Annotated in this window: 27 protein-coding genes and 2 pseudogenes; 27 read left to right on the top strand and 2 right to left on the bottom strand. The window is 43.4% G+C overall.

The features are described from left to right. Positions 1-13 precede the first annotated feature (13 nt). Complete coding sequence (locus AC1MBV_RS08000) at positions 14-379, top strand: hypothetical protein (RefSeq protein ID WP_480948055.1); 366 nt, start codon at positions 14-16, stop codon at positions 377-379. A 114-nt stretch (positions 380-493) separates the two neighbouring features. Here the strand turns inward: AC1MBV_RS08000 and AC1MBV_RS07995 are convergent. Next, positions 494-589, bottom strand: a pseudogene (locus AC1MBV_RS07995) (DinB/UmuC family translesion DNA polymerase); the annotation flags it as partial. A 473-nt stretch (positions 590-1,062) separates the two neighbouring features. On the opposite strand from AC1MBV_RS07995, the gene AC1MBV_RS07990 reads away from it, so the two are divergent. The 25 genes and pseudogenes from AC1MBV_RS07990 (at position 1,063) to AC1MBV_RS07870 (ending at position 22,445) form a co-directional block, all read left to right on the top strand. Next, positions 1,063-2,901, top strand: coding sequence for a hypothetical protein (locus AC1MBV_RS07990; protein WP_255748206.1), 1,839 nt, complete (start codon positions 1,063-1,065; stop codon positions 2,899-2,901). Beyond that, on the top strand, positions 2,902-3,768 hold the full coding sequence (locus AC1MBV_RS07985; protein WP_255748207.1) for an ABC transporter ATP-binding protein: 867 nt from the start codon (positions 2,902-2,904) through the stop codon (positions 3,766-3,768). It abuts the gene before it with no gap. Then, positions 3,761-4,402 (top strand): hypothetical protein, encoded by a 642-nt coding sequence (locus AC1MBV_RS07980; RefSeq protein WP_255748208.1) that lies wholly within the window; start codon positions 3,761-3,763, stop codon positions 4,400-4,402. The genes AC1MBV_RS07985 and AC1MBV_RS07980 overlap by 8 nt, the downstream gene beginning before the upstream one ends. 148 nt (positions 4,403-4,550) lie before the next feature. Next, positions 4,551-5,714 carry a pyridoxal phosphate-dependent aminotransferase gene (locus AC1MBV_RS07975; RefSeq protein WP_255748210.1) on the top strand — a complete coding sequence of 388 codons (1,164 nt, stop codon included), beginning with the start codon at positions 4,551-4,553 and terminating at the stop codon, positions 5,712-5,714. 157 nt (positions 5,715-5,871) lie between these two features. Then, positions 5,872-6,531 (top strand): type 1 glutamine amidotransferase domain-containing protein, encoded by a 660-nt coding sequence (locus AC1MBV_RS07970; RefSeq protein ID WP_255748211.1) that lies wholly within the window; start codon positions 5,872-5,874, stop codon positions 6,529-6,531. Between the two features lie 62 nt (positions 6,532-6,593). Beyond that, positions 6,594-7,349: a (S)-benzoin forming benzil reductase gene (locus AC1MBV_RS07965; protein ID WP_255748212.1), complete on the top strand. Its 756-nt coding sequence runs from the start codon at positions 6,594-6,596 to the stop codon at positions 7,347-7,349. A 20-nt stretch (positions 7,350-7,369) separates the two neighbouring features. Next, complete coding sequence (locus tag AC1MBV_RS07960) at positions 7,370-8,245, top strand: LysR family transcriptional regulator (RefSeq protein WP_370646021.1); 876 nt, start codon at positions 7,370-7,372, stop codon at positions 8,243-8,245. Between the two features lie 147 nt (positions 8,246-8,392). After that, entirely contained in the window at positions 8,393-8,845 is a 453-nt protein-coding gene (locus AC1MBV_RS07955) for a MarR family winged helix-turn-helix transcriptional regulator (protein WP_255748214.1), read from the top strand. A 67-nt stretch (positions 8,846-8,912) separates the two neighbouring features. Next, on the top strand, positions 8,913-9,311 hold the full coding sequence (locus tag AC1MBV_RS07950; RefSeq protein WP_255748215.1) for a DoxX family protein: 399 nt from the start codon (positions 8,913-8,915) through the stop codon (positions 9,309-9,311). A 63-nt stretch (positions 9,312-9,374) separates the two neighbouring features. Then, positions 9,375-10,310, top strand: a complete 936-nt coding sequence (locus AC1MBV_RS07945; protein WP_255748216.1) for a ring-cleaving dioxygenase — start codon at positions 9,375-9,377, stop codon at positions 10,308-10,310. 21 nt (positions 10,311-10,331) lie between these two features. Next, positions 10,332-10,436: pseudogene (locus AC1MBV_RS07940) on the top strand (flavin reductase family protein); the annotation flags it as partial. Positions 10,437-10,461: 25 nt separating this feature from the next. Beyond that, on the top strand, positions 10,462-11,073 hold the full coding sequence (locus AC1MBV_RS07935) for an alpha/beta hydrolase (protein ID WP_255748217.1): 612 nt from the start codon (positions 10,462-10,464) through the stop codon (positions 11,071-11,073). Positions 11,074-11,257: 184 nt separating this feature from the next. Continuing rightward, positions 11,258-12,619, top strand: a complete 1,362-nt coding sequence (locus AC1MBV_RS07930; protein WP_255748218.1) for an aspartate kinase — start codon at positions 11,258-11,260, stop codon at positions 12,617-12,619. Between the two features lie 203 nt (positions 12,620-12,822). Further along, complete coding sequence (locus tag AC1MBV_RS07925) at positions 12,823-13,143, top strand: ArsR/SmtB family transcription factor (RefSeq protein ID WP_255748219.1); 321 nt, start codon at positions 12,823-12,825, stop codon at positions 13,141-13,143. Between the two features lie 64 nt (positions 13,144-13,207). After that, positions 13,208-13,639: an arsenate reductase (thioredoxin) gene (gene arsC / locus AC1MBV_RS07920; protein WP_255748220.1), complete on the top strand. Its 432-nt coding sequence runs from the start codon at positions 13,208-13,210 to the stop codon at positions 13,637-13,639. 18 nt (positions 13,640-13,657) lie between these two features. Further along, a complete protein-coding gene (gene arsD, locus AC1MBV_RS07915; RefSeq protein WP_255748221.1) occupies positions 13,658-14,017 on the top strand; it encodes an arsenite efflux transporter metallochaperone ArsD in 360 nt (119 codons plus the stop codon). 19 nt (positions 14,018-14,036) lie between these two features. After that, complete coding sequence (arsA, locus tag AC1MBV_RS07910) at positions 14,037-15,803, top strand: arsenical pump-driving ATPase (RefSeq protein ID WP_304654841.1); 1,767 nt, start codon at positions 14,037-14,039, stop codon at positions 15,801-15,803. Between the two features lie 3 nt (positions 15,804-15,806). Next, a complete protein-coding gene (locus AC1MBV_RS07905; RefSeq protein WP_255748223.1) occupies positions 15,807-16,091 on the top strand; it encodes a hypothetical protein in 285 nt (94 codons plus the stop codon). A 92-nt stretch (positions 16,092-16,183) separates the two neighbouring features. After that, positions 16,184-17,482, top strand: coding sequence for an arsenic transporter (locus AC1MBV_RS07900; RefSeq protein ID WP_370646023.1), 1,299 nt, complete (start codon positions 16,184-16,186; stop codon positions 17,480-17,482). Positions 17,483-17,623: 141 nt separating this feature from the next. Continuing rightward, entirely contained in the window at positions 17,624-19,282 is a 1,659-nt protein-coding gene (locus AC1MBV_RS07895; RefSeq protein ID WP_255748225.1) for an FAD-dependent oxidoreductase, read from the top strand. A 149-nt stretch (positions 19,283-19,431) separates the two neighbouring features. Beyond that, positions 19,432-19,896, top strand: coding sequence for a MarR family winged helix-turn-helix transcriptional regulator (locus AC1MBV_RS07890; RefSeq protein ID WP_255748227.1), 465 nt, complete (start codon positions 19,432-19,434; stop codon positions 19,894-19,896). 100 nt (positions 19,897-19,996) lie between these two features. Continuing rightward, the gene (locus AC1MBV_RS07885; protein WP_480948054.1) at positions 19,997-20,863 is read left to right on the top strand and encodes a permease; all 867 of its coding nucleotides are present in this window, start codon (positions 19,997-19,999) and stop codon (positions 20,861-20,863) included. 34 nt (positions 20,864-20,897) lie between these two features. Next, entirely contained in the window at positions 20,898-21,035 is a 138-nt protein-coding gene (locus AC1MBV_RS07880) for a hypothetical protein (protein WP_177184760.1), read from the top strand. A 34-nt stretch (positions 21,036-21,069) separates the two neighbouring features. After that, on the top strand, positions 21,070-21,582 hold the full coding sequence (locus AC1MBV_RS07875; RefSeq protein ID WP_255748233.1) for a GNAT family N-acetyltransferase: 513 nt from the start codon (positions 21,070-21,072) through the stop codon (positions 21,580-21,582). A 164-nt stretch (positions 21,583-21,746) separates the two neighbouring features. Beyond that, on the top strand, positions 21,747-22,445 hold the full coding sequence (locus AC1MBV_RS07870; RefSeq protein ID WP_255748235.1) for a DUF1287 domain-containing protein: 699 nt from the start codon (positions 21,747-21,749) through the stop codon (positions 22,443-22,445). A gap of 19 nt (positions 22,446-22,464) precedes the next feature. Here AC1MBV_RS07870 and AC1MBV_RS07865 read toward each other — a convergent pair whose 3' ends face one another. Beyond that, positions 22,465-23,829, bottom strand: coding sequence for an MFS transporter (locus AC1MBV_RS07865; RefSeq protein ID WP_255748237.1), 1,365 nt, complete (start codon positions 23,827-23,829; stop codon positions 22,465-22,467). Positions 23,830-24,052: 223 nt separating this feature from the next. On the opposite strand from AC1MBV_RS07865, the gene AC1MBV_RS07860 reads away from it, so the two are divergent. Next, complete coding sequence (locus tag AC1MBV_RS07860) at positions 24,053-24,568, top strand: DUF16 domain-containing protein (RefSeq protein ID WP_255748239.1); 516 nt, start codon at positions 24,053-24,055, stop codon at positions 24,566-24,568. Positions 24,569-24,582 lie beyond the last annotated feature (14 nt).

Here is a 24,582-nt window from a genome sequence, read left to right as displayed (position 1 = left end):
TTTTATCTCGCTTATGCTAATTGTTATTATTGGTATAGGTTATTATGCATTTGAACTTGGAGACTCAGAAGATTGGGAGAATAATGTAGTAGATAAAGAAATCAATCAACTACTTGCTTCCAAAAATAAAATGACCATAAATGCAGTTGCTGCAAACAGAAAAACTCGACGTTTTCTCTTAAACTTAAAAAAAGGAGAGAACGCTAAACATACATCTGGATTCCAAGGATTAACACCAGATAATCTACACTATTACGGAACAGAAATAAACAAACAAGATGTTGAACTATATATTCAACCTGGAAAAAAAGAAAACATTATCGATTACATTTTTCCAAAATTCAAGATAAAAAAAGTTAGACTTCTCACTCAACAGTAAACAGCGTCAAATCTTTACTGAGTTTGAGATTAAGGCACTAAAAAAATTACTCAGGGCATACATGCGGGCAAAAATCTGATCCATAGCACGATTAAGTTTATCCTGGATGAGTTGTCAAAAGAGATCCAATTGATACTCCTGGTCTGGCTGCAATCTCGACAATGTGGTACCGATGCTGCGAACAGGCTGGCCCCAAAGTTCATCTAATAGCGATGTTGCGGTGTGCTATATATATCCACGTTTGAACTAGCTGCAAATACGTTACAGGAGTAAAATAATAAAAATGAAAGAGTTATTCACCAAAAATCTACTACGGAAATCTTACTTCTGCCTGTTAATTGAAAAGACATTAATATCCCCCCTCGTATTGTAAACAATCTTATGTTTTTAAATTTTTGAATTAATAGTGTGCTTTTTACACGAACACTATTCAAAATATTTTTCTGCAAATTTCGATAAAGGGAAGCGATTTGATGAAAAGTAGAATAATCAATACGCTAAATATTCTATGGTTACAGTTACTACGTCAACCTTTATTCTTGGTTCTTTTGCTAGGTGGAATGATTTATGAGGGGCTGGGTTTACATCAGATTGTTAACCCAGGAGAATTTATGCCTAGGTCTAGTTTCTTGGTTCAAGGGGGAATACTTGCCTTCCTTTTTATTGGAATCTGGAGTGTGCGAATGGATACCGTTCATCGTGTTGATGATCTCTATCTCAGCATACATCATGCATTTGTTCCCAGGCTATTTGCAAAATGGATCTTTGGGGCGCTCATTTCAATCTTTGTTGGTGTCATTTTATACATAGAATATGCCATTGTTTATTTGGCTGAAGGCTTTTCGTTGAATCATCTATTCTTCAGTGCTTTTCTCTATGTCATGCTTTACTTTTCTTTTACCTTTTATATTAGTTATTTACTCGGCTTTATGCTTGCTTTCCTTACAAAAGATCGCGTGGTCTATCTGTATTCAATAATTATTTGGGGATTGATCGGACCGGCAAATTTTATTTTTCTTGGACGAACACTTCAACGGGCTGCGGAAATTTTAAATCTTGGAGAACCGAATCCAACGATTGGTTATGATGGCCTTTATGGGTTTGCTAATGACAGTGTTTATTGGCAAAAACACCTCTTATGGTTTGTTATTCTTCTTGGAATTTTTTTGCTTACTCTTTCATTGAAGTATCGTGTGTTTACGCGAAGAAAAACAAATGTGCTTGTGATTAGTTTGAGTGTTATTGTATTGATCCTCACAATTTCTTTGAACTTGGATCGACAGGTTTATTCAGCAGGGAATGCACGCACAAAGCCAAGAGAAATGGTGGAACAATACTATTATTTTAAGAAACAAGTAGTTCCGAAACAGTACACTATAAGAGCGACCTCATACACGATCGATCTGCGCGTAAAAAGATTGGTAACTGCACAAGTCAACATGACACTTAAAAATCAAGAGCAGCACTCTTTACGTCATGTGGATCTATCTCTCTATCATGGATTTAAGGTCAAAACAATCCGGGTCAATGGAAAATCAGCTTCTTTTTCACAGAAGAAGGATCTTCTTCATCTTACGTTGAAAAATAAATGGATACCAGGCCGCAATCTTAAGGTTGATCTCAACTATCAAGGGCTAAGTTCACCGCTCTTTTATGCGAATGGACAATCCGTTTATCTGCCCTATTATTTTAATTGGCTTCCATCCACACAATTAAGTCCTTCGTTTACGCTCGATAACGGGAATTTAACGCGAATGAATCATCAAAACAGGCAAAAGATCTCTTATGTGCTGCACTACAGGGGCAGAACACCGCTTTATACGAATATTCCAGAACGAACCCATAATGAGTGGTCAGGAAACACGCACGGTCTCACACTTGTGTCCGGTGAAGTGCAGAGCGAAAACAAGAATGGAGAACGCTACGTTCATACAACAAACTTAAAAAATCCTCAAATGAATGACATGCAGAAACAAACCGAAACATTTATTAAAACGGCAAAAAAGGATTTAGATCTAGGACATCGAGCAGTTCCAAAAACGATTTTTAGAATACCGATCCTTTCCATCTCGGACTTATCTTCCGAAGAGTTTGCTTGGTATACCGATGACACCTTGATTGTTAGCGATGCTTCCGAGTATTTGCTTAAAGAAGGATTGGATTCTTATGTGAACTGGCTGGTGCCTGCAGTCACTTGGAAATATGATGGTATCCACGTGAGTGACCTAGATTATGTACGAGCATTCGACATGACCTATGCCTATCTGTATAATCAGTCCGCACATAGTCGCAATGATTCAGAAGTATTGGATTGGTATCAAGGCGTAAAGAGTACAGGGGAAAAGCAGGAAGTTCTTGAATGGTTGTCTCATTGGATGAAGGGACAAGTCGCGAAAAACATAGATACCAGCGTGGCTAAGAAAAAAGACTTTTGTCGCTCTTGGTATCGGTTAATGAAATCCGGTGACACATCGTGGGACTCTTTAAATCAGTTGCTCAAGAAAGAAATGGGGAGATCTTAAATGGCTACATTAAAAATCAACAGTATCGCTAAAACCTTCGGTAAAAAATGCGCACTTAATGATGTAACACTAAGTATTACTGGAACATTTGGACTTTTAGGACCTAACGGGGCTGGGAAGACAACGTTGATGCGCTTGATCGCTACATTGGATACTCCGGACAGCGGAGAAATAAAGTTAAATGACTTATCTTGGAAGCAGCCTCACCAGGTTCGAAATTTATTGGGCTATTTGCCGCAACATTTCTCCATTTATAAGTCGCTAAACGTTTATGAAGTCATGAATCACTTTGCTGTCTTAAAAGGAATCAGTGAGAAAGACGAACGCAAGAGGGAAATCAATTATATTCTGGAAGCCGTTAATCTGCAGGATCAAAAAAACATAAAGATTCACGCGCTTTCCGGGGGCATGCTTCGTCGTCTGGGTATTGCACAGGCCATTCTCGGTGATCCAAAATTAGTGATCGTTGATGAGCCCACAGCTGGCCTGGATGTACAGGAGCGTGTCCGGTTTTGTAAGCTTCTGCGACGGCTAGCAGAAAATCGAATTATTATCCTATCCACGCATATTGTCGAAGATCTGGAAGCCACTTGTGATCATATTGCCATTATTAATGAGGGGAAAGTGATTACATCAGGGACAAGGCGTGAACTGACAAAACATGCTGACGGACATATTTGGGAAATGGACAGCCCGATAGATGCGGATCCGCCTATTCCTGAGCAGGCAATCATTTCAACAGTGCAGCAGGGGGATCATTACCGTATTCGTTTTTACCATGATACGGAACTGCCGGGTGCCGGACAGGTGGAACCTAATTTGGAAGATGCCTATCTTTATTACATGAAGGAGGCTGATCATGTTTAAACGAATGGATTGGCCGTTTGAAATAAAGGCGATGGGTTACAATTTCTATGTTCCTTTTTGTCCGTTTCTTGTGTTTCTCGCTACGTACTTTTTTGGTGATCAGACGCTTCCGGACACGTTGCTGCACCAAATGGAATTTATTGTTGCTCCTTTTTCTGCATGGTGGATCTCATTTTTATTTTATGGGTATTTTGAGGAAGGAGGGAGTACGTTCTTGTTCAGTTATCCGCTAAGGACCATAGAGCATGGATTTTTCAGGGTACTGCTCTTTTTCCTAGCTTATGTTGTACTGATTTTCGTTTGCAGCTTATTATTGGCAGTGAGGCTTTACCACGTACCATTCATTGCCTTGTTCTTTCAATTTGTATCTGAGGCTTTGGTCTACACGTCACTAAGTTTTATGATCATTATTTTGTTTAAGCTGATTTGGGTCCCCTTGCTTTTTATAGGCTCCTACGTTTCAACAGAATATTTGACAGGAGGGCAAATCATTCCCTATTATCATGTGATGCTGTTTCAACCTGCTGCATCCATTCAAGCCAGTGTTTCTCCGCAAACATTAATAAATCTAGGTATCTCACTCATTTTTTTCTTAACTGGTCATTACTATTTGAAATATAAATTACATGCTTAATTTTCATGGAAGCAGCTGGCATTTAAATTTCCTTTTTTGGAATCTAGAAAACATCTTTACCAAAAAGCATTCTTCTGTGTTATTTTAACTTTATGGAAAAAATTTCGGAAGCTATTCTTTCAACATCATAGAACAGGAGGTTGCAGCTTTGAAGTATTCAAATAAAGTGGCGGCGATTCAGTCTTCGCCCATTCGAGAGATGATGGTGCGAGCAGCACAGATCGACGACGTGATCTCTTTTGCCGTTGGTGAGCCGGATTTCATTTCGGCACCAAATATTATTGAGGCGGCTAAGCGATCCCTTGATGAAGGGGAGACAAAATACGCACCCGGTGCGGGCATGACCAGACTCAGAGAGGTCTATGTGAACTATTTAGAGAAGACGATCGGCGTTTCCTATAATATAGAAAATTGTCTTGTCACTACAGGCGGTATGGGCGCCCTTTTCCTCGGTCTGACCACGCTCTTGAACCCTGGCGATGAGGTTATCTTCAGCTCACCATATTGGACCAATTATGGCCAACAAGTCGTCCTTTGCGGAGGCACTCCTGTTTGTGTTGATGTGACAGAAGAAAATGAGTTTAACATGTCGGCCGATCAACTGCGCAAGGTTATCACACCAAAATCCAAGGTCATTCTTTTAAACGCTCCAAGCAATCCGACCGGCAGTGTGATGGATAAGAAATCGCTCGGTGAGATCGCAGAAATTGCTAAGAAGCATGACCTTTTTGTCATCAGTGATGAGGTGTACCGTCACATCCTGTTCGATCATCAAGAATACACGAGTATTGCTTCTTTCCCTGGCATGGAGGAACGGACCTTAATCGTGGACAGCTGCTCGAAAACGCATGCCATGACCGGATTTCGTGTTGGTTTTGCCACGGGTCCGATTGATCTTATCTGTGAAATGACCAAAATTACCGAAGATGTCTGGAGTTGCGTCAATTCTTCCGCTCAGTATGCCGCAATCGAGGCACTGACCAATGGTGCAAAGTATCGGGAAATGATGGTGAAGGAATACGAAAAACGTCGTAATTATATCTATAAACGCATAAATGCGATCAATAGAATTTCCTGCATCAAGCCGATGGGAGCTTTCTACATTTTTGCGAACATAAAAGAGACAGGTCTTTCAGCCAAAGAATTCTGCGACCGTTTGCTGGATGAGCAGCATGTTGCCGTGGTGCCTGGAGACAACTTCGGCAGTAACGCTTCCGGATACGTCCGCATCTCCTATGCCACATCCATGGAGAAAATCAAGGAAGGCATGGATCGGATTGAGAAATTTATTAAGAGTTCACAAGTTATTTGAAAGAAAAATAGTAGGTCATCACTCGAAGCATTAGGGTGATTTTTTTGCCTATGTATAAATATATTTATCGATAGACTATAAAAACATAATTTGTTTTATCAGTTTGACGCGATTAGACTAACAGGGTACTAGATAATCCATTTAGGAGGTCATGATTGTGTCCAAAAGTATTTTGATGGTTGTCACGAATCATACGGAACTTACAGAAGGCAAAACCACGGGTATTTGGTTATCCGAGTTTGCTGAAGCATATAGTGAATTCATAAAGAAAGGGTATAAGGTTACGGTTGCAAGCCCTCTTGGCGGAAAAAGCACCGTTGATCCCGGAAGTATCGATGAGAGCACACCGCAAGAGATCCTGGATACGGAAAAGTACCTGCAAGATACTGTGAAACTCGATGATGTGTCTTATGAGCGTTTCGATGCCATTTTCTTACCGGGCGGACATGGAGCAATGTTCGATCTTCCTGGGAACAAAAAGTTGCAGGAATTGCTGCGCGATTTCTATGAAGCAGACAAGATTGTAGCTGCTGTTTGCCACGGACCGGCAGGATTGACCGGAGCAACGCTGTCCAACGGCGAGCCGCTTGTCGCCGGCAAGCGTGTGAATGCATTTACGGACAAAGAAGAGGCACAGACGGGACTAGAACCGGTACTGCCTTTCTTGTTGGAAAGTAAGATTCGTGATCTAGGCGCTATTTTCGTTGCCGCGCCAAACTGGTCGACGCATTACGAAGTGGACGGTAACCTGATCACCGGCCAAAATCCTCAGTCTACTTTAGCTGTAGCTAACGCAGTGATCGAAAAACTAGGTTAATCAACGAAAAGCTGGTATCTTATAGGGTATCAGCTTTTCTTTTAGGAAATGAGGCGGACACTATGGAAATGGCACTTGTTACAGGCGTATCAAAAGGGCTTGGGTTTGAGGTCAGCAAAGCCTTAGCGGAGCAGGGTAAAGAGGTTATCGGGTTGTCCCGGAGCATCAATGAACAGGTGCGAAATCTTATCGCAAAGAGCGACGGGAGATTTTCACATGAATGTATCGATCTTAGTCATGTGGAAGAGATTGAGCCCTTTATTAAGAAAATATGCCGGCAAATCGCTGCGCGAAAGCCTCAAAAAGTGTATGTGGTGAATAATGCGAGCACGGTGGAGCCCATTGAGCGCGTCGGCTTTCTAGACAATAGCGCGATTCAGCGAGCAGTCCATTTAAATCTGTTGGCCCCGATGCTTATAAATAATACATTGTTGAACGAATTAAAGAATGAAGCGATTGAGGTGGTAATTGTCAACGTAACCTCCGGCGCGGCCGAGCGACCGATTCATGGATGGAGTGTCTATGGGGCAACGAAAGCAGCGGTTAATATGCACACAAAAGTAGCCGGTCTTGAGCAGGAACAAACAGAAGCTTCTCATAAAATGATCGCATTCAGCCCCGGCATTATGGACACAGACATGCAGGGCCGAATAAGAGATTCTGAAAAAGAAGCATTCACGGACATTGATCAATTTAAACGGTTTAAGACAAGTGGCGCCTTGCGCAATCCCGTCGAGGTAGCACATGCACTAGTTCATTTGATATTAGATGAGCAATTAGTGAACGGAACCGTTTATTACGTTGATGAACTTATCTGAAAAGGAGATTTTGTCATTTGGTGGATTTTGAATGGTATCGAAGCTTTGTTTCGATTTATAAGTATCATTCGGTGTCTGAAGCTGCCAACAAACGAATCATGACACAACCGGCGATGAGTCAGCACTTAGCTGCTTTAGAGGCTGAGGTTGGAGAGCCTTTGTTCATAAGAATGCCAAGGAAAATGGTGCCGACTGAGCGAGGCAAGGCATTATATTCACAGCTCGCGCCTCTTGTCGAGTCATTGGAGAAAGCCACATTGAGCTTCAAAGCAACCTCGTTGCCTACACGTTCTATGGTGAGAATTGGATCGGCGATTGACTATTTTCAGGAAAACATTCTCCAACAGCTTCAAGCCTATCAAACAGACACCGTCTCCTATTTTGGAACGGCTGATCAATTATTGGATTTATTAAAAGAAGACAAAGTGGATCTCATCATTACGTCGCAAAAAGCGCAAGTGCCGGGCATTGAATTCAGCAAACTATGTGAAGAGAAATTTGTCCTTACTGCACCAATACGAATAGGAATACCCGTTAATAATGATTTAAAGGCGACGGAAAAATGGCTGCTGTCACAAGATTGGATCAGCTATGGTCTGGACTTGCCGATCATCAGAAGGTTTTGGCGGGTACACTTTAAGAAGCGCCCGGTGATGAAACCGAAGCATATCATTCCTAATCTGCACTTAATGTTAAAGGCTATTGAAAATGGCGATGGGATCAGTTTAATCCCAACCTATATACTCAATCATTCTATGGATGAAACAAAAGCCAAGGTAATCTTTGAATCGCTAAGCGTTAAAAATGTTATCTATATCGCCTGCAAAAGCAAAAATAAGCATCTGCCTGTATTGAATCGTATCGTGAAGATTATTCAGGAGCAATCCGCGAACTGATCCGATCATTTTACGGATATTACTTGTGGGTACAATAAAGACCGTTTCATCGCGGTCTTTATTTTTTTAGGATCTGCTCATCTTGACATAGGCAGTCGATCATTATACAATTATCTCGAATTCGAGATAATTGAGAGGAGCGTGCTTATGAGCAGTTCGCCAAATACCGGGGATCAGGATCTATCACTCAAATTATTTGTTGTTCTTTCAAGGGCGATGCAAACCATTGCGAAACGTGATGAGGATAATATTAAAAAGTATGGACTCAATCCTACAGAATTTGCAGTGCTTGAACTGCTTGATCATAAAGGGGCACAGCCGATACAAAAAATTGGTGAGCGCATTTTACTTGCAAGCAGCAGTATTACCTACGTCGTAGATAAACTAGAAAAGAAGAACTTCATTAAGCGCAAGCCATGTCCGGAAGATCGCCGTGTCACGTTTGCGGAGATTACGCCACAAGGAAAAGAATTTATGGATGATCTTTTTCCCAAGCATAAGAAAGCCATTCATGAACTATTCAGCGGCGTCACTGATGAGGAAAAACATCAGTTGATTGATCACTTAAAGAAATTAGGCAGGTATGCGGAAAAGCACTGACATTTTTCTGCCTAATATCTCGAATTAAGAATATATGAATTAGTAGTATAAAAAAGGGAGATTATTTATGTTTAGTGTCGGTTTGTTCGTGATTCGTTTGGTTATTGGTATTTTGTTTATCGGTCATGGTGCTCAAAAATTATTTGGCTGGTTCGGCGGTCATGGATTAAAAGGAACAGCGGGCTGGATGGATTCGATCGGAATGAAACCAGGTGTCGTTATGGCTATTCTTGCAGGCGGATCAGAGCTCGTCGGCGGACTTTTCTTTGCTCTGGGATTTCTGACTCCCTTAGCAGGGATCATGATTGCAGGTACGATGGTTGTTGCCATTGTTAAGGTGCACGGTTCCAATGGCTTGTGGGCAACACAAAATGGTTTTGAGTATAATTTGGTCTTGCTTGCTGTCACGATTGGTATAGCAATCGCTGGTCCTGGATACTATGCGGTCGATGCATTCTTATTCTAAAATTTCGGAGAAACGTTGTTCGATTGAGAATAAAAAGGTAAAAAAGAAAGGGTGAAATGATTCATGAAAAAAACAGCAGGTATTCATCACATCACGGCCATCGTTGGCAATCCTCAGCAAAATGTTGATTTTTACGCGAGCATTCTTGGGTTGCGCTTAGTGAAAAAAACCGTTAATTTCGATGATCCGGGAACCTACCACCTCTATTTTGGTGATGAAGACGGCAGCCCGGGCACGGCGATTACCTTTTTCCCATGGGATGAAGGGCATCGCGGAAAAGTCGGTGATGGTCAGGTCGGGCTTACATCATTTGTTATTCCTAAGGGGGCAATGGCATTCTGGGAAAGTCGTCTGGCTCAGTTCAAGGTTGTTTTTTCCAAAGCGGTGCGCTTTGGCGAGCAGAGTCTGCAGTTTCATGATCCGGATGGAATCGCGCTGGAATTGGTTGAACGGGAAGAAGGGAAGACCAGTACCTGGCAATTCGCCGGCGTCACAGCCGATACAGCAATCAAGGGATTCGGCGGGGCCGTGTTGCGCTCCATTCAGCCGCAGCAAACCACTAGGCTGCTTGAAAAAGTGATGGGTTTTGCGCGTATCGGTGAAGAAGACGGCTATATTCGTTTTCAAAGTGAGGCAGATCTTGGCAATGTGATTGATGTGGTTAAGACGCCTTCTGAGCGCGGACGCATGGGCGTTGGAACGGTTCATCATATTGCCTTCCGGGTCGAGGATGATTCGGATCAGCTTGAATGGAAGCAATATCTTGAAGCAAATGGGCTCGGCGTGACCCCTGTCCAGGACCGTAATTATTTCTATTCAATCTATTTTCGGGAATTTGGCGGTATTCTTTTTGAAATGGCTACCGATGTTCCGGGCTTTGCCATCGATGAGCCTAAAGAAAAATTAGGTGAAAACCTGATGCTGCCGCCGCAATATGAAGAATTGCGGCCGCAACTGGAGAAAATTTTACTGCCGATCACCGTTCGAACACGCGACTGACGGCCAAGAAAGCGGGCACTGTTGCTTTCCATCAATCCGTCATCAGTGACGGAAAAAGAACATGATAAGTTGCTAATTGGAGAAATCGTTCCGAGACCGATTGCTTTTGTGACGACTCTGTCCAAAATAAACGCAAAGAAGGAGATTCAGTATGCGCCATCTCTTTATTAAAGGAACCGATCTGTCGAAGCCGACATTGCTGCTTCTCCATGGAACCGGCGGCAATGAAAAGGATCTGTTGCCGTTGGCGAGGCTGATCGATCCTGATGCATCAATTCTCGCCGTGCGGGGAACTGTTTTGGAAAATGGCATGCCTCGCTTTTTCCGCCGCTTAGCTGAAGGAGTTTTTGACGAGGAAGATTTGATCGTTCGTACGTATGAGCTTCATCGGTTTATTGACCAGGCAGCAGAAACCTATTCCTTCGATCGGGAAAATGTGATTGCGATCGGCTATTCAAACGGAGCCAATATCGCTGCAAGCCTGCTTTTTCATCTTCCCAAAGCGCTTCGAGGTGCAGTGCTTCATCATCCGATGGTACCGAGGCGTGGCATAAGATTACCGGATCTTACTAGGACACAAGTATTCATTGCTGCCGGATCGAACGACCCCATCTGCTTAGTGGACGAAACATTAGAACTGCAAACCTTGCTTGAATCCGCACATGCAGAGACCGTTTTGTACTGGGAGAATCAAGGTCACCGGCTCACGCAAAAAGAAGCGGAAGCTGCGGCAAGCTGGTACCATAAGTACATTGATAATTAACGCCTTCGAATGCCCTTAACGAAAGGATGCGAGCAACCAGGTCAAAGCCTGGTTTTTTCTTTTGATTCGTGACCGCCGTTATTGATTATTCGGAAAAAATGTAAAAAAAGTTTGATTCTTATTCAGAAATAAGTGATACTAGGGGTACATTTTCAGTCATTTATAAAGAGTAGGGGTTGCCGGAATGAAAGTCGTTAAGTTTGGCGGAAGCTCACTCGCTTCCGGAGCACAAGTCGAGAAAGTCTATCATATTATTGCAGCTGATCCTGAGCGAAAAATCGTAGTTGTTTCAGCTCCGGGAAAGCGTTATTCGGATGATATTAAGGTTACCGATTTACTAATCAGCTGTGCAGAAAAATATCTTAATGGGCAAGATGCACATCAGCTGGTTGAAACGATACTGAGCAGATATGAAAGCATCGCTCAAGAACTGCATCTTTCAAATAAAGTTATTGGGAAAATATCAGATGATCTTCTAACCTTGCTGAGCGGTGACAAATCGAATCCCGCATCGTTCATCGAAGCGGTGAAGGCGAGCGGTGAAGACAATAATGCCAAGCTGGTTGCAGCTGCTCTGAAACATAAAGGGCTGGATGCACATTATGTTTCCCCTAAAGAAGCCGGACTTTTAGTGAGCAACGATCCGGGGAATGCTCGAGTACTGCCTCAATCGTATGAGCGGCTATATGAGTTAAGAAACAGATCGGGCATTATCGTTTTCCCGGGATTTTTCGGCTACAACACAGACGGCGATGTCGTGACTTTCTCCCGCAGCGGATCGGATATTACCGGATCAATTCTGGCAAATGGTGTTAAAGCCGAACTCTATGAGAATTTTACCGATGTCGATGCGGTATACGCAGTCAATCCACATGTTGTTAAAAATCCGAAAGAAATTCGCGAACTGACCTACCGTGAAATGCGCGAGCTTTCCTATGGGGGATTTTCTGTTTTTCACGACGAAGCACTTATTCCGGCGTTTCGTGCGGGTATTCCTGTCAATGTGAAAAATACGAATAACCCGGAAGCGCCAGGAACAAGAATCGTAAGTGCCAGGAAGAATATAGACGGTCCCGTTGTAGGGATTGCAAGCGATGACAAATTTTGTAGCATCTATGTAGGTAAATATTTAATGAATAGAGAAATAGGATTTGGCCGTAAGATTCTGCTGATTTTAGAGGAATTCGGCCTATCCTTTGAGCATATTCCGTCAGGCATTGACGATATGACGGTCATTGTCCGGCAAAATCAAATGGAAGAAAAGATCGAAAAAAGAATCATGCAAAGGATTATGACCGATCTTGACGCGGATGAGGTCAGGGTTGAGCATGATCTGGCCCTCATCATGCTGGTTGGTGAAGGAATGCGGAAAAAAGTTGGAACGATGGCAAGAGCATCACGGGCGCTCGCTGATGCAAAGATTAATATTGAAATGATCAACCAAGGTTCATCCGAGACGAGCATGATGTTCGGGGTAAAGGAAGCCGTTGAGAAAAAAGCCGTACAAGCGCTTTATGAAGAATTTTTTGCGTCTGTAAGAGTATAAGACGTTAATGGAACAGGGCTATTGGATTCATGCAGTTAAGCATAAAAACAGTAATGGGAGAGGCTTCTTATGGGGACTTTCCCTTTATCTTTTTATGGGATCATCTTTTCGTTGGCGCTATAACCGAAAATGAGCATTTACGTTGCACAATAAATAAGTGTATCATAATATAAGTGTATGAAAATATAAATGGAGGCGAATATATGATAACCGAACTGGAACGTGTATCTGAACTTTCTTCTATGCTAAAGCTTCTTGGTGATAAAACACGGCTAACCCTCCTTTCTTATTTAAAGTACAAAGAGTTGTGTGTATGTGAATTAGTGGACGTATTGAACGTTTCTCAACCGGCGATTAGTCAACATCTCAAAAAGCTGAGGCTCGCAGGGATTATTCGGGAACGGAAACAAGGGACATGGGTCTATTACAGCTTGAATGAAAACATACCGAATTACGTGTCCGTAATTATGGATGCCCTGCCGGATCAACATGTCGAAAGCTGCGGAAGTCCGGAATGTTGTTAATTGAATCGACTGTCTGCAGCTGATACAGACCAAGCAAAAGCCAAAAACGGAAGGAACAGTGACGATGACCAAAAAAATCATTTACTTTCTCTGCACGGGTAATTCCTGCCGCAGCCAAATGGCTGAAGGGTTCGGGGAAAAATATTTGGGAGAAGATTATGACGTGCGTTCAGCCGGCATTGAAGCCCACGGATTAAATCCAAATGCGGTTAAAGCGATGAAAGAAGTCGGTATCGATATTTCGAACCAAACATCTAAGCTGATTGACCAGGATATTTTAAACCGCGCCTACCTTGTCGTGACGCTTTGTGGTGACGCTGAAGAACGATGCCCAATGACGCCTCCGCATGTGAGACGCGAACATTGGGGATTTGATGATCCGGCGAAGGCAGAGGGAACCGATGAAGAAAAATGGGCGGTATTCCAGCATGTCCGTGATGGTATTGGTAAACGAATCAAACAATTTGCAGAGGAAGAGAAGGCATTGAACATTTGAAAAAGGAGATGAATCCAATTGAAAACGATTCAGATTTTTGAACCTGCTATGTGCTGTTCAACCGGTGTCTGTGGACCAAGTGTTGATCAGGATCTCATTCGCATTACTGGAGCTGTAGGTAATCTAAGAAAGAATGGATTTAATATTTCGCGCTTTAACTTAACAAGTGATCCGGCAGCTTTTGTTCAAAATCAGGCGATTCATGATTTGCTGGAGGACGAGGGAATGAGTGTTTTGCCCGTAACAGTAGCTGATGGAAAAGTTGTTAAAAAGGGAACTTATCCGACTAATCAGGAACTGGCTGAGTTGTCTGAAGTATCCATTGACGAAATCAGTAAAAAACAGCAGTTTCAGATCAAGCTTAACGTGAGCAAGTAGGGGAAAGAAGGAGATTCTTTTGACGCGTCTATTTAATCCTCAATCTATGGAGTTGACGCCCTTCCTGTTTTTTACGGGAAAAGGGGGCGTTGGCAAAACCTCGATTGCCTGTGCGACGGCGACCGCTTTAGCAGACATGGGAAAAGGGGTGCTGCTTGTCAGTACGGATCCTGCTTCCAATTTGCAGGATGTTTTTGGTACAGATCTGACGATGGATAACAAAGAAATACCTGATGTGCCTCATCTATTTGTGTCCAATCTGAATCCGGAAGAAGCAGCCGGGCGATATAGAGAAAAAGTAGTTGGTCCATACCGTGGTATACTGCCGGATGCAGCTGTTCAGCAAATGGAAGAGCAACTGTCCGGAAGCTGCACCGTTGAAATTGCAGCCTTTGATGCATTTTCTTCGATGCTGACGGATCAGTCCGTCACTCAATCATTTGATCACATCATTTTTGACACGGCACCTACCGGCCACACACTGCGACTCTTGCAGCTGCCGACCGCTTGGAGCGGCTTTCTCAATGAGAACACCCATGGCGCTTCTTGTCTTGGCCCGCTCGCTGGCTTAAATGATAAAAAACAGCAGTATGCAGAGACTGTTCGCGCACTTTCAGATGGGAAGAAAACAACGCTGATGCTAGTTACAAGACCAGAGAGATCGGCCATAAAAGAAGCTGCTCGGGCATCAAGTGAACTAAAGAAAATAGGCATGAACAATCAATGCTTGGTAATGAATGGTCGGATGAGGCAAACCGACTCCGATGATAATTTAGCCGCTGCTTTTATGAAACGTGAACATGAGGCATTGGCGAATCTGCCGGAAAATTTGAAGGACGTGCCGACATTTGATCTTTTCCTCGCGCCATTCAACATGACCGGTATCCGAAACATCCGACAATTGCTGTCTGATCAAGTGTCGGACAGGGAAAGAAAGAACGAGCATCCGGCGGAAGAAGAGGTTACGGCTAAGTATCCAGAACTTCACGATTTAATTGATGATCTGCTAAACAAAAAGCAGCGTGTGATTTTTACAATGGGCAAAGGCGGCGTTGGGAAGACAACGATTGCCAGACGCATTGCACAAGAGCTTGCAGCACGTGGGAATAAGGTTCATTTAACAACGACAGACCCGGCAGGCCGCTTCGATTCAACCGAATCAGGGGAAGACGGACGGATTACCGTCAGCCGTATTGATCCGAAAAAAGAAGTAGAAAACTATCGGCGACTGGTTATTGAGCGTTCTCGCGATCAGCTGGACAACGAGGGATTGGCTTATCTGGAAGAAGACCTTCGCTCACCATGTACCGAAGAAATTGCCGTTTTTCGTGCGTTTGCCGATGTCGTTGAAAAAGCTAAGGATGAGATTGTGGTCATCGACACGGCGCCATCCGGGCACACTCTGCTGCTTTTGGATGCAACGGAGGAATACCATCGCGAGATTGCGCATTCAGCTGGAGAAGTACCCGTTTCTGTTCAGAAACTTTTGCCCCGATTGCGAAATCCGGAAGAAACGGCCGTTGTTATTGTCACACTCGCGGAAACAACGCCTGTTCTTGAGGCAGAGCGCCTGGCTGCCGATTTGAAAAGAGCCGGTATCCTTCCGTCATGGTGGATCGTAAATCAAAGCTTGATTATGACCCGTACCACGAATTCGTTACTGAAAAAACGTGCGGAAAACGAACGCGACTGGATTGAACGCGTTGATCAAGACGCGAACCATCGATTTGCTGTTATCCCCTGGCAAGAAAGTCAGCAGCCAGGTCTTAAAAAAGGAGTTCGATAAATCATGAAAATAACCGACGAAGCAAAGGACTTACTCGAAAAAAGTATGAAAGAGCATGATTGTGATTGCCTGCGGATTACAGCTGAGCCCGGATGCTGCGGTGCCTCGCTTAATTTTACGCTCGATCAGTTGAAATCAGGCGAACTGCCGATCGTAATTAATGGCATTCCTGTTGTCATGGATCAGCAAGCCCAGGAACAGACGGATGCCCTGACGATCAATGCCGACGATGGCGAGCTTGTCATTGACGGGGGAAGCTGCGGCTGTGGTTCTTCCGGTTGCTGTTGAAGCAGAGCATTTTATGTATCGGAGTTAGAGAAGATAGTATTCTAACTCCATTTTTATTTTGACTTTATCTTTATAGGGGAAAAGGAGAAACGATGATGTTTGCACTCTTAGCTATTGTTGTCTTTTTGCTGACGCTGACGCTTGTGATCTGGCAGCCAAAAAATTTATCGATCGGCTGGTCGGCATGCGGAGGCGCACTCGTTGCACTGCTTGTTGGTGTCGTTCATTTAAATGATGTCTGGACAGTTACCGGTATTATCTGGAATGCCACTCTCGCATTTGTGGCGATTATCATTATCTCATTAATTTTGGACCATATTGGTTTCTTTGAATGGGCGGCTCTGCACATGGCTCGGTTGGCTAATGGGCATGGCATACGCATGTTCATCTTTATTTCGATTTTGGGTGCCTTCATCTCTGCACTTTTTGCGAACGATGGTGGTGCTTTGATTCTAACACCAATTGTATTAGCGATGGTTCGAGCACTGAAATTTGATGAGCGGCGTGTGTTTCCTTTTGTGATTGCCAGCGGCTTTATTGCCGATACGACGTCGTTACCTTTAGTTGTGAGTAACCTGGTAAATATTGTTTCCGCAGACTTTTTTGGCCTATCATTTGGTCAATATGCATTGCATATGATCATACCGACAATTTTCTCACTGATTACCAGTATTGTTGTGCTTTATCTTTATTTTCGAAAAGACTGGCCGCAAAACTATCAGATGGCTGATTTGAAAAAGCCGTCATCTGCACTCAAGGATATCCGAATGTTCCACATTTCATGGTTTGTCTTAGCCGTCCTGGTCATCGGTTATTTTGCCAGCAGCCTGGTTAAGATTCCAGTGTCTTTTATTGCGCTCGCTGTAGCCTTTGTTTTCCTTTTTCTCGGAAGTCGGAGTACGGCCATTCATACCAAAGCGATTTTAAAAAGTGCGCCATGGAGTATTGTGTTCTTTTCTTTAGGTATGTATGTCGTGGTTTATGGCTTAAGAAATGCAGGTATTATTCACCTCCTTTCTCAAGTCATTGAATTCGGAGCGCATGGAGGCCTGTTTGCCGGCACGCTCATCATGGGCTTTCTTTCTGCAGTTCTGTCTGCGCTCATGAACAATATGCCAACCGTCATGATCAATGCGTTATCTATTGACGCGGCATCAATCAACGGAGTCATGCATCAAGCACTAGTTTATGCAAATGTTGTCGGTGCAGATCTCGGACCGAAAATGACGCCGATCGGCTCACTTGCAACCTTGCTGTGGCTCCATGTGCTTTCCGAGAAAGGCGTGAAGATCAGATGGGGAGAGTATTTCAAAATCGGCATTGTGATTACCATTCCCGTTCTGTTTGTGACCTTGATTGGCGTTTATGTATCTATCATTCTCTTGGGGTAAAAGATTGTGATTCATTTTAGCTTTTCGTTTCTTTTGTAAAGATTATATAAAGGTATTGGCGGATGGCTTGTTTTATATAATTATCCACTTATATAATGAAATAAGCATACAATGATAAGCTTAATGAGCTGGAGGGAAACAATGAGAGTTGTCGTTATAGGATCGGTAGCAGCAGGAACGAGTGTTGCAGCGAAAGCAAGAAGAAATACAGAAAATGCTGAGATTGTGGTTTATGACCAAGATAAAGATATTTCCTATTCCGTATGTGGTATTCCCTACTTTGTTGGTGAAGAAGTGGAATCAATCGATAAGTTAACACCGAGAAACGCGGCATGGTTTAAGAAACGTTATAACGTTGATATTTTTACAGAGCATCGCGTCACCCATATTGATCCTTATAAGAAAGAATTGCAGATGACAAATTTACAAACAGGCCAGGCAATCACCGACACTTATGACGTACTTGTTCTGGCAACGGGGGCCGCGCCGGTTACTCCGGAAGCCTTTATCGATCAAAAATGGGACAACGTGTTTCAAGTAAGGTCTATTCAAAATGCCCGATCTATTCGTTCTTATATTGAAGCGCGTCAACCGAAAAGAGCGGTGATATTGGGGGCAGGTTTTATTGGCTTAGAGATGGCGGAACAACTTTTTAATGAAGGCATAGAGGTTACTCTGATCCAGCGCGGGAAACAAGTCATGAAGCATATGGACCCGGATATGGCTTTTCGAGTTGAGCAACTTTTGCGAGATAAAGGTATTCATGTGCTCCTCGAAACAACCGTCGCAGAAGTGGTTGGCACACCGTTGGTGACCGCTGTGAAGACGAACACCGGTGAGATTATTGATACGGATATGGTTATCCTTGCAACTGGGGTCAGGCCAAATACAAAACTGGCCAAAGAAGCGGGCATAACTATAGGCGGCACAGGAGCCGTGCAAGTTGATAAGAAAATGCGGACGAACGTGAGCACTATCTATGCGGTTGGTGATGTCGCGGAAAGTTACTCATTAATCACTGGAAAGCCAATTTATCGCCCGCTAGGATCGACCGCAAATAAAATGGGCCGAATTGCAGGCGATGTGATAACCGGAGGCCGTCTGGAACATCGTGGCATTTTAGGTACGGGTATTGTCCGTGTGTTTGACATGGCTGTCGCTCAAACAGGGCTGACAGAAGAAGAAGCTAGGAAAGCAGGTTACGATCTAGCGGTTTTATTTAATATCAAGCCAGATAAAGCGGATTATCTGGGCGGAATCGAACTGACGATTAAAGCGATTGCGGATAAAGCAACGGGACGTGTACTGGGTGCCCAAATTACAGGGATAAATGGTGTTGATAAACGTATTGATGTGCTCGCAACGGCGATTTCTTTTAAGGCGAAAGCGGAAGATCTGTTTCATTTAGACCTTGCTTATGCGCCGCCGTTTGCGACAACGAAGGATCCTGTTTTGTATACTGGAATGGCTTTAGACAACGCATTGAGAAGGAATCCATTAATCACCCCTGAAGAATTGATAAAAAAACAGCAAGTGAATGAGCGTTTACAAATTATTGATGCGCGCTCACCTAAGCAATATGCGGCTTCTTCTGTAGAAGGTGCGATCAATATTCCACTGGCTGATCTCCGGGAAAAAGCACAAACTTTGGATCCGTCAATTCCCACGATTACTTATTGTAATAAAGGGGTAACAGGGAACGCTGCTCAAAATATTTTGCTGAATTTAGGATTTAAGCAGGTTTTTAATCTATCTGGTGGGAATAAAAATTATCAGATGTACCGTCAATTGAAGAAATGATGCCGATAAAGAAAAGAGGAAACAATCATGCTGACGAACATGATTGTTTTTTTTGCGGGAAATAGTATATAAAAATAATAAAGTTCATGAATTAATAGTTGCATATTGCAAATACATGATTTATAATTTGAATCAATGGAGGAATAGCTATGGAAAACCTTAGAGAACCCTTTCAAATTATGGTCAGACGTTTCGGTTTGCTGGCCAAGTACTGCTGCTCCACCGACGGATACAATATATCGCTTGTGCAAAGCCATATTCTGTACGAGATCGAGCGTAAACCCGGTCAGTCCATGCAAATGGTTGCTGAAACACTCGGTATTGATATTACGACATTCAGCAGACAGATCCAGACACTCGTCAAGATGGATCTTGTGAAAAAGTCGCCAAGCCCGGATGACGGAAGAGTATTCATTCTTACCTTGACAGACGAAGGCCATCAAACGGCTGAAAGCATTGACATGCAAATGAATGCGTTTCTTGGAGATGTTTTTTCGAGGATGAGCAGTTTTGAAAAGGATACGGTCATGCACTCCATTGATTTGCTAAACCGATCAATGGCTGAGTCCGAACATTGCTGCTCCCCATTTTTGTGCAAAAAAAATCAAGACTAATTCTGTTTGGAAGTTGGATGATGACGAAGCACATGGTTTTTTTTATTTTCTTCATTCACATCATATATTTGCATTATGCAAATAAAAGGAGGGCTTCAAAATGCTCTGGACAATTTTTCAAAGTTTCCTATCAATTGCTTTGGAACTTACCGTACTGTTTATTGGCATCTCTTTACTTATTAGTTTGATTCAGGGATTGATCCCTTATGAAAAATTGAATGGTTATTTAAGCGGAAGAAGCACTGCTTTGGGTGTGCTGGCTGCTCTGATTCTCGCTTTTGTTACCCCTTTTTGTTCCTGTTCTACGATTCCGGTTATCGTCAATTTGTTAAAAGAAAAAGTTCGATTCGGAATTGTTATGGTTTTTCTCTTTTCTTCTCCGGTTCTCGACCCTACGATTATTACGCTGATGGGCGCAATGCTGGGCGTTAAAGTTGCTGTGACGTATACGTTGATCACGGCGATTTTGTCAACGGTCATCGGCCTGCTGCTCGAAAAATTAGGTTTTGAAAAGTCGGTGAAGCAAATAATCATGACAGGATATGAGGAGAGCGCACAGAAATTTAGTTTAAGAAGGGCACTTCAGGAAACAATCGGGCTTATGAAAACAGTTTACCCGTACTTAATTATCGGAGCGGCGATCGGTGCAGTGATCCATGGAGCCGTACCCACTGAATGGATTTCTTCTACTTTTGGAGGAGACCAGTGGTGGATTGTTCCGATAGCAGCAATCATTGGTATTCCGTTATATATTCGGTTATCAATGATGATCCCGATGTCGCAAATGTTAATTGTTAAAGGCATGGCGGTCGCTCCGGTGATGGCTTTGATGATCAGTTCAGCCGGTGCAAGTTTGCCGGAACTTGCGCTGCTCAACTCAATTTTCCAAAAAAAATTGGTGACAGCTTTTGTCATCTCGGTCTTTGCCATGGCAACAATTTCGGGCTTCCTGTTCTACCTAATATAGCAATCAAAGCCATTTATTAAAGGAGGTGAGATCAATGAGTTTCAAAATAAAGTTATTCGAAAAGAAGAAAGATCACTCCTGCTGCAACATTAAGATTGAAGAAGTTAAGGCTGAGGAGCAAACAAAGTCTTGCTGCCATTCTGAAAAAGCGGATGCTGAAAAATCTAAGTAAACATCGTTTATTCTCTAGGAAGAAGTGAGTCTCATTGACGTTTAATAGAGCAAACTTTCAGATTGATTATATGAAAGAATCCGATTGGGATCAGGTGAAACAGATTTATTTAGACGGAATTAGAACAGGAATTGCAACCTTCCAAACCGAGGCACCTGAATGGGAAGGTTGGGACAAGGCTCATGTTCCGTCATGCCGAATCGTTGCGCGTTCGGAAGATCTTATTCTAGGATGGGCCGCGTTAAGTCCCACTTCCAGTCGCTGTTGTTATAAAGGAATTGGTGAAGTGAGTGTTTACGTTAGCGAAAGGTGTAAAGGCAAAGGAATTGGGAGCGCACTTCTGCAGCGTTTGATTAGTGAATCAGAAAAAAATGGTTTCTGGACATTACAGTCTTCAATTACTAAGGAAAACAGAGCAAGCCGAGCGTTACATGAAAAGTGTGGATTTAGGGAAATAGGGTTTAGAGAAAAAGTTGCTCAAATGCCTGATGGAGCTTGGCATGATGTTGTTCTCGTTGAACGGAGAAGTTCTGTCATTGGCAAGTGAAAGATTTCTTACTGTTACCGTACGTGTCTGTTGCCAAAAAGAGCTTGGATCCCTATCGCAAGCTCTTTTTGTATCCTAAGAAACATTTCACTTAATAAACGATCTCCATTTTTTGTTGTATAATACGATACAAATGAACGATGTCGTAGATATGGGAGGGCACATTGAAAAAGATACATATTTTCGCTATTTCTGCTTCGGCACTTCTCGTGGTTTTTGCACTCGTGGGCTTATTTCTCTATCAATTTCACGGCTTTCATGATCAAAAGGTCTTTTCAGGCAATATCGATCAAGATCATATCAGCAATGAATTTGATGCCGACACGGATGGAGACGGTGTTGCTAATTTGAAAGACAGTGATGCCAATGAAAATGGGAAATCGAATAAACAGGATGTTGTCTCCGAGGCAAAACGTCTCGTAGGTGTCCTCTATGATCCGCTTAAAGGCGGACATGGAAATATAGGTGGGAAGATGGGGTTTATTGTATGTATTGATGTTCCGCGGATCGCCTATGCAGATGCGGGAATTTCTTTGGATCAGCTGCTTAAAGCGGATTACGCGCGGCATCCGGGCCATTACGAGACTCAAGGTGGAACCAATACGCCTGCGACGCCTTACTTTTATCGCCGCGTGCGCAATGTCTATGATTATGCACGTGGCAATGGACAACTTGTCCGTCATGCATCAACACCAAAAGTGGGCGATATTGTTTTTTACAGCAGGTATCATGCGACACTTGTGATTGGTACACACAAGGACGGCACGTATGATGAAGTATCGGCGAGTCCCAAAAAGATTTACACCAGAGAGACTCTGCATAAAAAATGGAAGATTCGTGATGTTGCCCGATTGCTGAACTGAGCACACGGGCTCGCTTGGTTTAATCAGCGCGATTTGCTTGGAAAAAAGTCACACTAATGAAGAGTGCAGGAACGCTGACGGCGGCGAGCACCCAGGTCAGGATCAGGAAATCCGTTGATGTGATGGTTGTTGCAAAGATGACGCCGAGTACGGCTGAAGCGCTGATGGAACCGATAAAACGACAGGTTTGGAAAAGTCCGGCGCTTGTACCGACCATTTCTTCAGGAGACTCGCGCAGCATCATCGTTTGCAGGGCGACATTTCCGATGCCGTAACCGCAGCCGATCAGCAGCAGAAAAAGTCCGATGAGAAGGAGTGATCGTTCAAAAGCGACGATCATGAGAAGCAACGAACCGATCGCGGTCAGAAATGCACCAAGCTTAAGCGGTACGGTGGGTCCGGAATGATCGATTCGGTGGCCGGTAATTAATGATGCAATCACACTGGCGAGTGACATGGACAGCATCATGACTCCGCTTAAGCGGATACCCAAGTGCATACCGCTTTGAAAAAAAGTAGGCATCCCATAAAAAAGGCAGTAGTTGGCGACGTTAAGCAGGATAAACAGCAGATAGACAAGGGTTAAGCGATGATTTATTTTCAACAGATGCAGGTTAACAAATGGAGCGCGTGTTTTGCATTCTCTCCAAACAAACAAACCGCCGGAAAGTAAACCTGCTGCAGCAGCCCAAATGTTCACGCGCTCCTTGATCGTGAGTAAAAACCAAAGCAAGCTGACAATACTGATGGAAAAAAGGATAATTCCCGGAATATCCAAGTGTTTCAGCAAGCTTTTCAAACGATGCGACCGATTATTGATGTCCTTGGGAAAGATTATCAGACCAAGCGCGAGGCTGACAACGATAAAGGGAAAATTCACGTAAAAGATACTTGGCCAGCCGCCCCAGACAATTAATAATCCGCCGACTGACGGCCCGCACGCGGTCATGACTGAAGCACAGATCGCCAGAGCGGCGAGGGTCGAACCTTGACGTTCTTTATTGACGGATTGATGTACCAGTGCGACACTGGACGGATAAATGGTGCTGTTGCCAATGGCTTGAAGCAGACGCATCAAGAGCAGCACGAGAAAGGTAGATGCCAGCGGGGCAAATAAGCAGGCAACCGCGGAAAGCAGCAGTCCACCGATAAACAGCTTTCGGCGTCCGATGAGATCACCTACTTTTCCTGCAACCGGCTGACCGACAGCGCTGACCAGATAAAAGGCGGAGACGAGCCAAGAAACCGTTGCAAATGTGAGATGAAAATCTTGCTGAATGCTGTGCAGTGCGAGCGCAATCATTGATGAATTCAACGGATTGAGAATCGCTCCGGATAAAACGGCCGCCATAAAGGCCATATGACTTTTTTTCAACGTATGCATTTTCCCGCCTCCGACTCCAAGTATATCTGCTCCGGCTTATTCACAAGTGACAGGTTTATCCGGCGTGCAACGAATCATTGATTCTAATCTATAGATATGCAGCCTCAACGTTTTCGACTGCAGTTTCATCGAGTCTATAAGTTCATGGAATACTCCGAAAATACTTTTGGTCAGACCAAAAGCATTGTATAATAAAAGCAACCAAATAAAAGGAGGCGATTAAATGCCGAATAAGGAAAGCGAATTTCACCAATTGTTTGAGGTGCTCACGGATACAAGAAAAATTATGCTGGATTTTAAGGAGGATGTAGACCAGCGCTTAGACTCAATGGATCAGCGTTTTGATTCGATAGACCAGCGCTTAGACTCAATGGATCAGCGTTTTGATTCGATAGACAAGCGTTTAGACTCAATGGATCAACGTTTTGATTCGATGGACAAGCGCTTAGATTCAATGGATCAGCGTTTTGATTCGATGGACCAGCGCTTAGATTCAATGGATCAGCGTTTTGATTCGATGGACCAGCGTTTAGACTCAATGGATCAGCGTTTTGATTCGATAGACAAACGTTTGGATGATTTGAGTGCCCAGCAATCGGTCATGAATCACCGCATTGGCAATTTGGAAACGGCTCAAATTGAAACCAACGTCCGGCTCTCAAAGATTGAAGCGGCTCAAGATAAGACAACGAAAGCGTTTATGACGATGGCGGAATTATTTAATGAACATTCCCATTAAAGGAGTGAACCGTT

It is taken from the genome of Sporolactobacillus sp. PKPK-6 (assembly GCF_056678885.1).
Note: the sequence above shows the minus strand (reverse complement) of the source record. Positions and strands in the feature narration are given on the sequence as shown.